The organism is Streptomyces pyxinae (assembly GCF_024756275.1).
Classification (GTDB): Bacteria; Actinomycetota; Actinomycetes; order Streptomycetales; family Streptomycetaceae; genus Streptomyces; species Streptomyces pyxinae.
Genome location: NZ_JANUGQ010000014.1, coordinates 189,454 through 199,594 on the forward strand (window position 1 = coordinate 189,454; position 10,141 = coordinate 199,594).

The 10,141-nt window shown below is 68.0% G+C and carries 7 protein-coding genes and 1 pseudogene; 3 read left to right on the forward strand and 5 right to left on the reverse strand.

All coding sequences use genetic code 11. The features are described from left to right. Positions 1-563 precede the first annotated feature (563 nt). Positions 564-3,287 (reverse strand): helix-turn-helix transcriptional regulator, encoded by a 2,724-nt coding sequence (locus tag NX801_RS18105; protein WP_258788792.1) that lies wholly within the window; start codon positions 3,285-3,287, stop codon positions 564-566. 168 nt (positions 3,288-3,455) lie between these two features. On the opposite strand from NX801_RS18105, the gene NX801_RS18110 reads away from it, so the two are divergent. After that, positions 3,456-3,947, forward strand: a complete 492-nt coding sequence (locus tag NX801_RS18110) for a DinB family protein (RefSeq protein ID WP_258788793.1) — start codon at positions 3,456-3,458, stop codon at positions 3,945-3,947. A gap of 271 nt (positions 3,948-4,218) precedes the next feature. Here NX801_RS18110 and NX801_RS18115 read toward each other — a convergent pair whose 3' ends face one another. After that, entirely contained in the window at positions 4,219-4,413 is a 195-nt protein-coding gene (locus NX801_RS18115) for a hypothetical protein (protein WP_428986175.1), read from the reverse strand. 868 nt (positions 4,414-5,281) lie between these two features. Here NX801_RS18115 and NX801_RS18120 point away from each other — a divergent pair. Next, a complete protein-coding gene (locus tag NX801_RS18120; RefSeq protein WP_258788794.1) occupies positions 5,282-6,355 on the forward strand; it encodes a hypothetical protein in 1,074 nt (357 codons plus the stop codon). A 154-nt stretch (positions 6,356-6,509) separates the two neighbouring features. Here the strand turns inward: NX801_RS18120 and NX801_RS31020 are convergent. Further along, positions 6,510-7,574, reverse strand: a pseudogene (locus NX801_RS31020) (IS630 family transposase). Positions 7,575-7,822: 248 nt separating this feature from the next. Here NX801_RS31020 and NX801_RS18135 point away from each other — a divergent pair. After that, the gene (locus NX801_RS18135) at positions 7,823-8,167 is read left to right on the forward strand and encodes a hypothetical protein (protein WP_258788796.1); all 345 of its coding nucleotides are present in this window, start codon (positions 7,823-7,825) and stop codon (positions 8,165-8,167) included. Positions 8,168-8,215: 48 nt separating this feature from the next. Here NX801_RS18135 and NX801_RS18140 read toward each other — a convergent pair whose 3' ends face one another. Both NX801_RS18140 and NX801_RS18145 read right to left on the reverse strand, forming a co-directional pair. Beyond that, on the reverse strand, positions 8,216-9,661 hold the full coding sequence (locus tag NX801_RS18140; RefSeq protein WP_258788797.1) for an NB-ARC domain-containing protein: 1,446 nt from the start codon (positions 9,659-9,661) through the stop codon (positions 8,216-8,218). Positions 9,662-9,737: 76 nt separating this feature from the next. Then, a partial coding sequence (locus NX801_RS18145) for a tetratricopeptide repeat protein (RefSeq protein WP_258788798.1) occupies positions 9,738-10,141 on the reverse strand: 404 nt, incomplete at its 5' end.

The window sequence follows — 10,141 nt, forward strand, 5'->3', positions numbered from 1 at the left end:
ACGCTGTGCCAGACACCTTCCACTCCGGGCACCGGGCACTGGCCCGGTCCGGCTTCCGGACGGTGGCGGCGTAGCACGTACTGCCCCGTGCCGCTCCTCTCCGGGTGAAGGGCCCATACATCCTGCGGGGAACTTTCCGGGCCGCCGACGACAGCCGAAGACTCCGCTCCGGGGAGTCCTTGCTGCTGGGGGACGGCGGCCGGTCGGCGGGGCAACTCATGGGACGTCATCCACACGCATCCATTCTGTGAGAGCGGGCCGTAAGGGGGGTGGCGGTGGCGTCGATTTCTCGCATCGCGCGGCGGCGGTGGCACCGGACGATCGACCAGCCGGGCAGCAGCCGGCACGGAAGGGCCCCCGGCCGGGACTTCGGGCGGGTACGCGAGACGATGGGCGGCTGCCCGCCGTGAACGGGAGGCCGAGAGCACGAGATCGTCTCTCCGTCGCGCTCGTCCCTCGTCTCCGGCTTTCTGATCGCCACACTCACCATGGCGCGGCGCGGGACACCGCCGCGTCGGCAGGAACTACGTAGAGGGACGGCTACGTAGTCCGGTGCCGGACGGTCACCAGGAGATGCCGCGCAGCTCCCGGCGCGACGAGATGCCCAGTTTGCGGTAGACGTTACGCAAATGCGTGTCGACCGTACGCGGGCTCAGAAACAGCATCGCGCCCACTTCCCTGGACGTCGCTCCGGAGGCGACTCTCTCCGCGACGATCCGCTCCTGCGCGGTGAGCCCGCTGCTCGGGCCGGCGCCCTGTCGACGCGGCGAAGCACCGGTGGCGCGCAATTCACGACCCGCACGCTCGGCGAAGGCGTCGGCACCCATGCCCGACAGCATCTCGTGCGCGGCCCGGAGCTCGGTTCGGGCCTCTGCGCGCCGGTTCTCACGGCGGAGCCACTCTCCGTAGGTGAGGCGGGCGCGCGCATGGAGCACGCGGACCCGGGTCTTGGCGAAGGCGTCGATCGCAGCCCGGTGCAGGCCCTCCCGGTCGGCGTCGTGCCCGAGCAGCGCCTGGGCCTGCCGCCATTCGGCGACAGCCCACGGAAGGGGGTTGGCCCGGGCCAGTGTCTCCAGGTGGTGCATGGCGGCGGCGGCCTCCTCACCGCGGCCGGCACGTGCGGCGGCTTCGACCAGTTCGGAGTAGACCGCCCAGATGGTGTACGACCCGGCCTGATGACGGCGCTGGGCGGCGAGTGCGGAGCCCAGCGCTTCCTCGTAGTTGCCGAGTCCGTTGTTCAGCACGGCACTCGCGTAGTGCTCGCCGGCGATTTCGAAAGGTCGTCCGCTGTGCCCCAGCAGCGTCTGCAACTCACGGAACCGGTCGACGTCGCCACGGAAGCCGGCGTGCACGAGTTCGGCGCCCACGAGAGGGGGCGTGCCCGCCGCTTCGTCGATGTGCCGGGCCTCCATGAGCATGGCGGTCGCTTCGTCGAACAGACCGACCGAGATCCTGGCGATCGCCTGGTAGCGCAGCGCTTGCGGCAGTGAGGCAAGGGCGCCTTGCCGACGCGCCACGTCGACCTGGTGGTCCGGGATCTCCTCCATCGCCTCGTCGTCCCGCAGATCGATCACGAGTTGGCACAGGAGGTTCCGCCACGGGCCTGTCGCCCGGGGAGCCGCACGGCACGATCTCGCGGCGGCGCGCATCGCCGGTACCGCCCGCGCCGCGGGCAGCAGCGTCTGGTCGAGCAGGCCGTCGAGCAGCAGCTCGCAGGGGCGGACCGAGGTGTCCTGCCGCGACTGTTCGCGGATGCGCAGGGCGAGTTCCCTGAGACGGCCCGGCCGGTGCTCGTTGTACATGAACGACGCGAACGCCTCCAGGTAGGTCTCCGGGGCCTGGGCAGGCGCCGATCGGCCGACGACGTCGACCAGGGTGGTGGTCGCCTCCGGAGTGTGCGAGAACTGGAAGTCGATCCGGGCTCGCAGCAGGTCCGCCGCCGCACGGGCCCGGGCGCCCAGGTGGTGGCGCTCCGCCTCGGCGACAAGCTCACGGGCGGCGGCCGGAGCCCCTGCCAGCAGTCGTAGCCTCGCCCCGGCGAGGAGCCGCTCGACCTTCCGGTCGTGAGCAGGTGTCAGTTGCCCCGCTCGCTCCATGAACGCCGCGGCAGCGGCGAATCCGCCCCGGCCGTATGCGCGGTCGGCCGAGTTCTCCAGCTCCGCGGCGACGTGTTCATCGGCGTCGACGACCGCGTGAGCCCGGTGCCAGGCTCGCCGGTCGGGGTCGGTCTCCGCGTCCGTCGCCTGCGCGAGCGCACCGTGCACCTGCCGGCGCGTTCCCGAGGTGGCCGACGCGTAGACGACCGAGCGGACGAGTGGATGGCGAAAGCGCAGCCGGGGGCCGAGAGCCAGGAGCCCGGCGTTCTCGGCGTGTACGAGTCCCGCGGCGTCCGCTTCCAGGAGGCGCGCCGCGCGACGCAGCAGCGCGAGGTCGCCGACCGGTTCCGCGGCGGCGAGCACCACAAGCAGCCGTGTGGCGTCCGGTAATCGTCCGAAGCGCTGGGCGAATCGCTGCTCCAGCGCCTCCAGAACACTGACATGAATCCGCCGGGGACGGGTCACACCGAACGGCTCCGCCTCGTGGGCGAACTCGTGCAGCGCCAAGGGGTTGCCACGGGCCTCGGCCAAGATCCGGTCGAACACTTCGTCGTTCACGCCGACATGAGCGGTCATGTCGAGCAGGGCCCGGGCGTCCTCGTGCCCCAGACCCGTCAGAGTCAGCCGGGGAAGATCGACGAAGCCCGCCAGGGAACGGACATCACGGGCGGCGAACACCATCGCGATCCGGTCACCGGCCACCCGTCGGGCCACGAAGATCAGCACTCGCCGCGATGCCTCATCGATCCACTGGGCATCGTCCACGACACAGCAGACCGGTCGTTCTCCGGCGGCCTCGTTCAGCAACCCCAGAACGGCGAGATTGACAGTCAACGGGTCCGGCGATATATGTACGCCGAGGCCGAAGACGGCTTCCAGAGCTTCCCGTTGCACCTCAGGCAGCCTCGAGCGATACTCCAGCACCGGTGCGCACAGCTGATGCAGGACCGCGTAGAGGAGATCTTGCTCGAACTCCGCGCCGGCGGCCCGCAGTACCTCGAACCCGTCCAGCCGTCCCACCGCGGTGTCGATGAGCGTGGACTTGCCCATCCCCGCTTCACCGTCCATGACGAGGGCCCCGCCGCGCCCGGCAGCCGCCGAGACCAACAGGCTCTCCAGTCGCCGCAGTTCCGCACGCCGGGCGACGAACCGCACCGGAACCGGCCTGTCCCCGACCCGAGGCTTCTGCATGCGCTCATCCTAGGGATCCGCTCCGCCGGGAGTCGCGGATCTGCCGGGCGTCGCGAGTCTGCCGGGCGTCGCGGACAAGCTCGACCGCGTGCGGCGTTCGATCCGGAACTCCGCCGGCCAGTCGATCGGCACCATGCACCCCCACGCGTCCGCGAAAGGACATCAGTCATGAAAAACCCGACGCGCGTCACCGTCGGCTCCGAGCGTCAGCTGCTCGAGTACCTGCTCGATCACCATCGGGCCGAGCTGGTCGACACGGTGCGCGGCCTGTCCGAAGCCGAGGCCCGCCGCCGTCTCGTCCCCTCCGTGACGACGCCGATCGGGCTGATCAAACACGCCGCGTTCGCCGAACGGAACTGGTTCCAGCGAGTCCTGGCCGGGCTGCCGGACGCCGAGTGCGACGGCGCGATGGTGGGCGAGGCCAGTTTCGAGGTCGGTGACGACGAGACCGTGGCCGACGTGATCGCCGAGTTCGAGCGCGCCGGCGACCGCGCACGGACGATCGCCGCGGACATCGGTCTCGACGCCGTCCGGCACCACCCCCTCTTCGGCACCGTCAGCCTGCGATGGATCTATCTGCTGATGATCCAGGAGTTCGCCCGCCACGCCGGCCACGGCGACATCCTGCGCGAGCAGATCGACGCCTCCGGTCGGACGTGAGCCCGAGCGCATCGAGGAGGTGCTGATCGAGCGGTACCAGCACCTCCGGTACGTCACCGGCGGTCTGGGTCCAGCCGCTACGACGTGCACGACGCGGACGTTGATGTCGGGCACGGTCGCATTGGCCGACGTGATGAGCTCCTGGATCGCTCCGCGCCCGACGGGGGGTCGCCAGGAAGGTCGGCTCGGCGCAGCCATGACGAGCCCAGGAGCGGCTCGTACCGTGCCGCGTGCCGCAGTGGAGGCAGCGCGGGATCTGCTGAGCGCGGGTTCATCGGGTGATCGGCGGGACGCCGGTCACGGCGACGGACAGGTCCCAGAGCCGAGCGGCCTCGTCGGGATCGATGGCGTACGTGCGCGCGCCGCCGTCTTCCATGGGGGTGCCGGGGCCGGAAACGCGGGCGACGTCGCAGTCCTCCAGGTAGAGCCCGTCGCGGCCGTGGAGGAATCGCCCGGCCGATGCCACCGCCGGGCATTTCCTGGCCGTACCGGGCGGCCGGGAACGGTCACCGGAGGGAGAGCACCGTGGACAGCACCACCGTGTTCGAGGTGGTGCCGCGGTTCCATTCCGGCGGGTCGGCCGTCACCGGCACCAGAGCTCCGGTGGCGGGTCGGCCTGGAGCCGCAGGGCGGCCGATCCGGCCGCGCGTGAGCTGGTCGAGTGGCGGGGCGGCGGCGCGGACCACGGGGAATCACCGCCGACGTGATGACCGGGCCCGATCCGGAGCCCTGCTCGCGGACGCGTGCCGCCGCGATCTCCGCGCACCGCGCTCGCCGCCGAGCGATCGCCGTGACCCTCTGACCACGGTCAAGGACGCCGGCCCCCAACGGGCCCCAGGAACGACCAAAGGCCGGTTTCGGATATCTCCGAAACCGGCCCTGACCTGCGACTTCGCAAGTCGGGACGACAGGATTTGAACCTGCGACCCCTTGACCCCCAGGAGTGAGGGTCAAGGGTATTTTCTGGATATAGCGGACTTAATCCGGGCGCAAGTTGTGCGTGGAAGCAGGCATAGTGCACCACCGCGCGTAGCGTGTGGTCCCCAACTGGTCCCCAGGATCACCGTCCTGGCGACGAGGCACGCTCTGGCATCTCTGGTCCTGCAGGGTGGAGAGGGCGGATTGACCGGCGGACTGTCAGTGCCCGCGCATAGCCTGCCGACATGCCCTCGACTCGCGATGAGCTTCGCCACGTCATGCTCGGTTCCCTCTTCACACCTGAGGTTCCCCTGGGACCAGCCCGGGACATACTCCTTGCCTGCTACGTCTCGGCAACAGGCAAGGGCAAGCTCCACGGAAGCCCCGAGTGCCGCACGCTGCGGTCAGCCGCCTCTGTGGACCAGATCGACGTCCCATTCGGCGAAGCTGTGGAACAGTTCTGCGCGAGCTGTCGGTGGCCTCTGCCCACAGACAGCCTCATCCTGCCGCTCGGCGCCGCTGTGAGCGAGGTGGACTCGCTCACCATCTGGCTCGATCGGGAGTCCAAGGACGAGGAGGACCTCGAGGCCGAGCGTGACGCCGCCATCGCCCTCGCCGCCGGCGAGTACCCGCCCCGCGCCACCGAATCCGGCGACGAGGAGGAAGAAGACGACGAGGCCGGGCGCGACGAGGAATGGGAGCGGTACGACCGCGCCCGCAACTTCCGCTCCCGACGTCACGAGCACTGGCGTCGGCTGTACTCCTACCTGACACGGAGCAACGAGGCCGTGTCCCAGTACCCCTTCCTCGCCCCTTGGGCCGATGGTCTGCAGAGTCGCCTCGCCACGGTCCTCGACGAGGAGCGTCGGGCTTTCGCGACCCTCGTGCAGCCGGTCCGCCTGCTGGAGGCGGCTGCCGTACGTGTCCTGCCCACGCCGAAGTTCTCCGACGATCCCGGCTTCGCCGGGTTGGGAGCGGAGGCGGAGAAGACCTTCCGGCGCGCGTGGTACGAGTGGAGTCGGCGAGCCATCTGGTCCTGGCGCCGCCTGGAAGATCAGGACTTCTCGGTCTACACCGTCGTCAGCGACACCTTCGGGCGTCGCCGTAAAGGGAAGCCCGAGGCTCACGCCGAGTTCCGCCGGTTGACCGCCGACTGGATCCGCCAGGCACGCGAAGAAGCCGGCCGCCCCGCCAGTACGCAATGGCAGCTGATGGCGGTAAAGGCGCCCGCCCTCCCCCGTACTCACCACGGCGAGCGGGAACGCGACCCCCTCACCTTGTGGGAAGCAGCGGTCATCGCCACCTACCAGGTGGCCTTCAACCGGAAGGCCGGCACCACAGCGCTACTCGTTCCCCACCTCGTCGCCGAGCAACTGCTCGCATGCGCCTCCGACGACATGCCGGTCCAGCGCCTGGCTCCCGACGGCAGCGCGCTACCCGCAGAGGTGTTGCTCGATCAGTGGGACCACGCGGGGCTCAACCTCTCATGACCGCCTCTCACGTACTCAGGGGAGCCGAGCAGACGGCCAACCGTGCGGCCGGCCCGCCCAGCTGCGACCACCACGCCCCGGGACGCGCGAAAAGCCGCCCTCCCGCGGATAAGAGCGCCTACTGAGGTTGAACTCGTGATGGCGTCTTCGGTGATCAGGGGTTGATGGTCAGTCCTGTCTCGGTGAGGCAGCCGTCTATGAGGTGGCTGCGGTACTGGATGTGGCGGAGACCGCGTCGGATGGTCTGGACGAGGTGTTCGGGGGTGCTGAAGGCGACGTTGGAGGGCCAGGCCGCGCCGCAGCAGCGACCAGATACCTTCGACGGGGTTGAGGTCGGGTGCGTAGGGCGGCAGGTAGTAGATGGTCAGCCAGTCCTGGGCGGCCGCCCATTCCCGCAGGCCGGCGGCCTTGTGGACGTTGAGATTGTCCCAGACCAGGACGATCGGGCCGCCGAGCTGCCGGTGTGCGGCGATCAGCAGGTCGCGGTAGTCGCGCCAGGAGAAACTCTTGCGTCCGCCGCGGTTGCCGTCGTCGCGGCGGGGCCGGTAGATCAGCCTCGAGCGGTGACCGGGTTTGTAGCAGGTCAACGCTGCGATGGAGATGCGCCTGCGGGAGCGGCCGCGGACCCGCACCACCGGGGTCCGGCCGCGCTGTGACCAGGTCGTCGCCTGCGGCGGCGTCATGGAGAAGCCGGCTTCGTCCTCGAAGACGAGCCAGGCTCCATAGGCCGCCGCGAGTCTTCCGCGCGGGGCCAGGTCTCCTTCACCCAGCCGGCCACGGCCTCGTCGTCGCGTTCCAGGGCCCGGCGGGCGGGGATCTGGCAGGACCAGCCGTTACGCACCAGCAGCTTGCGCACACCCTGAATGGTGTAAGTCAGGTGGAAGCGCCGGCCGATCACGGTCTTGACCCGGCTCAGGGTCCAGCGCTGGCCCTGCCAGCCGTGCGCGGCCGGCCCCCTGGCCAGCTCCGCCTCCAGTTGCGCGAACTGCTTCTCGCTCAGCCTCGGCAGCGACGCCGGCCCCTGCGACCGCAGAGCACGCGGCCCGTCCTCCTCCCACGCCTGCCGCCACCGCTGCACCGACCGAACTCTGACGCGAAGGTCCTTGGCGATCACCGAACTCGCCTCACCCCCGGCGAACCGCTCGGCCGCCTGGAGCCGTAACCCCTCGCGGAACTGCTGCCGTTCGGCGGTCAGCCCGCCCCCTTGTGGATACCGCATGCCCCGGTGATACCGCAGGAGACTGCCGCCCACCAGCCCCTACGACACCACGAGTTCAACCTCAGTAGGACGCCCCATGGGAGAGGACAGGTCAGATGGAAGCCGCCATGGGCGTATTGGTGAAGGGTCCGGATGCACACCGAGTGACTATTGCTGTGCCGCCCAGATCTGCGACTCGCACCCGAAACCTCGAATATGTGGCATCTTGGTCGTGAACCTGTCTGACGACGTGCATCGGGGGTCGTGTCATGTCTGTAGCCGTCCGGTGGTTCCTGGCAGTAGCTGCTTCTGTCCTGGTCTTCTTCCTCATCGCAGTGCCTTGGGCGCTTGTTGTCCCCGGCGGGGACGACCCGTGGGACGTGATTGCCCCGGTCGCCGGTGTGTTTGCAGCCGGTGCTCTGGCGGGGCTCGGCTGGTGGGCCGCTCAGGGCGGCTCGGGTAACGTCTACCAGTCCGCTGAAACGACCGGCACAGGCGATATCGAGCAGATCGGCGGCAACCGGGGCGGTACTGCAGGCTCTTCGCCCGCGTCCGTCCGCCAGAAGGCTAAGGGCGGCGGCAACATCAACCAGGTCGGAGGCAACCGCTCCTGAGGATGTAGAGACGTGAGCCAGCCAGCGTCTCCGCGGAGTGTTGACCTGTCATTCACGCCCCACTTTGCGGACGCACCCATGCTGCGGTTCGGTCAGCAAGTGAGGATGAGTCTCCTTGATTAGGAAAGCCGCGTTCGTGCGAAGGAGAGTCGCGAGTTCGCTGTTTCCTTCCTCGGGGTGAGGCCAGATGTCGAGAATGGCGTCGGCCGCGACACGTGCGAGGACAGGCAACTGCCCAGCGTTGATGCCGTCGAAGATTGCGCGTCGTGTGAGAGCGTGCAGGCGGATTGGGGACTGGGCAGTGTCTTGATTAATCAGGGCGTAGTTGTGTAGTTGTACCAGTGCGTTTTCGACCGCTTGGCTGTCGACGTCCGGTGCTCTCCGAATGAAAAGGCGCTGCCATCCCTTAGGCGAGGGCTGAAGGTGGAGAAGTGCACGTTGTGTCATCCACAGGTCCTTAGGGTGGCCGATGGGGTCCATCAGGGCGATCAGCTGAAGCAGGGATCGGGAAAGTCCGGGGGCGCCGGCTGCCTCACTTGCCTCCCGGGCTTCCAAGGATTTGAGGGACAGAAGCAGCGCGGTAGCTACCGGTTGGCCGTAGGAATCGGTGTCAGCCTCGACCGGAAGGAGATCAGGGAGCTGGTTGCGGGTGTCACGAAAGAGATGCAGATAGGCGGCAGTATCACACCCTCTGTCGATCATGTATGCCGCCGCGTGACTCAAGGCGAGTGGAAGATGTCCCAGGGTCCCAACCAATTCGACCGCGGATTTCTGTTCGAAGAGTCGAGGGCGTTGCGCATCGGCGAGCCGCCTGTACAGGTACGCCGTGGCCTGCTCGTCGTCATACAGACCGATGGGTACCAAACGGCGGTTGCCTCCCGACACGAGAGCGTGCCGGTGGCGGGTGGTGGCAAGAACGGTACCGTTACGGTGGTGGCCATCCGGCCACCATGATTCCATGTGCCGAAGTTCGGTGATGTTGTCGAGGACGATCAGCCAACGTAGTTCCATCGTGGGCAACCAACGGAGAAATCCCTCCGCTGCTGCGTGATCGGACTCATTCGCCTCGGGTAGGCATAGCTTCCTTGCTGCGCGGGCGTAGGAAGCCGTGATCAGTTCAGGATCTGAAGCATCTGTCCAGACAAGCAGCTCGAGACGTCGGCCCTGTGCATCAGGGGTATCTCGTTGATTGCGGGCGATGGAAGCTGCGAGTTGAGTCTTACCGACGCCTCCGTCACCCACCAACACTCGGCAGAGAATGTCGTCTGATTCCCCGACATGGGGACCGATGATCTCCTGCTCCACTAGGGCACGGCGCTGAAAGGCGCTGGCCGGATGGGGGAGACCTCCAACCCACACTGGCCACTGGACCTTTTCCGGAATCGTCTGCTCGTCGTCGGCCCCGGTCTGGTTGTACTGGTCGCCAAAGACCTGCGTCACCTTGTTGGCCTTACGAGCAGACATCCGCGCCCGCTGAACGCGGTCGGCAGTCATAGCCGGGCTCCTGCGATACACATGGGACAGCTGGGCTCGAGCGCTTCGATGCGCTCAGTTCGGCGGGCATTCATGCTCAAATTCCCAGCTCGGCGAGGAGACTGCGGACTCGCATGGTGCGGTGATGGTCTGGGCCGTAGATACTTTGATGCTCGGCGAGCAACTGCTCGGCCAGTACTCTTGCCTTGCCGTGCTGCTGATTGTCCTTGTAGGCGAGAGCAAGGTCATGTCGCGCGTTGAGCGATTCCGGGTGATGAGGGCCGAGGATGTGCTCGTAGTTGGCTACAACGTGCTCTCGGAGGGTGAGAGCTTCGGTGAGTCTTCCCGTCTCGTGGTAGGAGGCTGCCAGGTTGTTCCGCGCCGCCAGGGTGTTCGGATGGTCGGGGCCGAGGACGCGCTCGTAGTTGGCTACAACGTGCTCTCGGAGGGTGAGAGCTTCGGTGAGTCTCCCCGTCTCGTGGTAGGAGGCTGCCAGGTTGC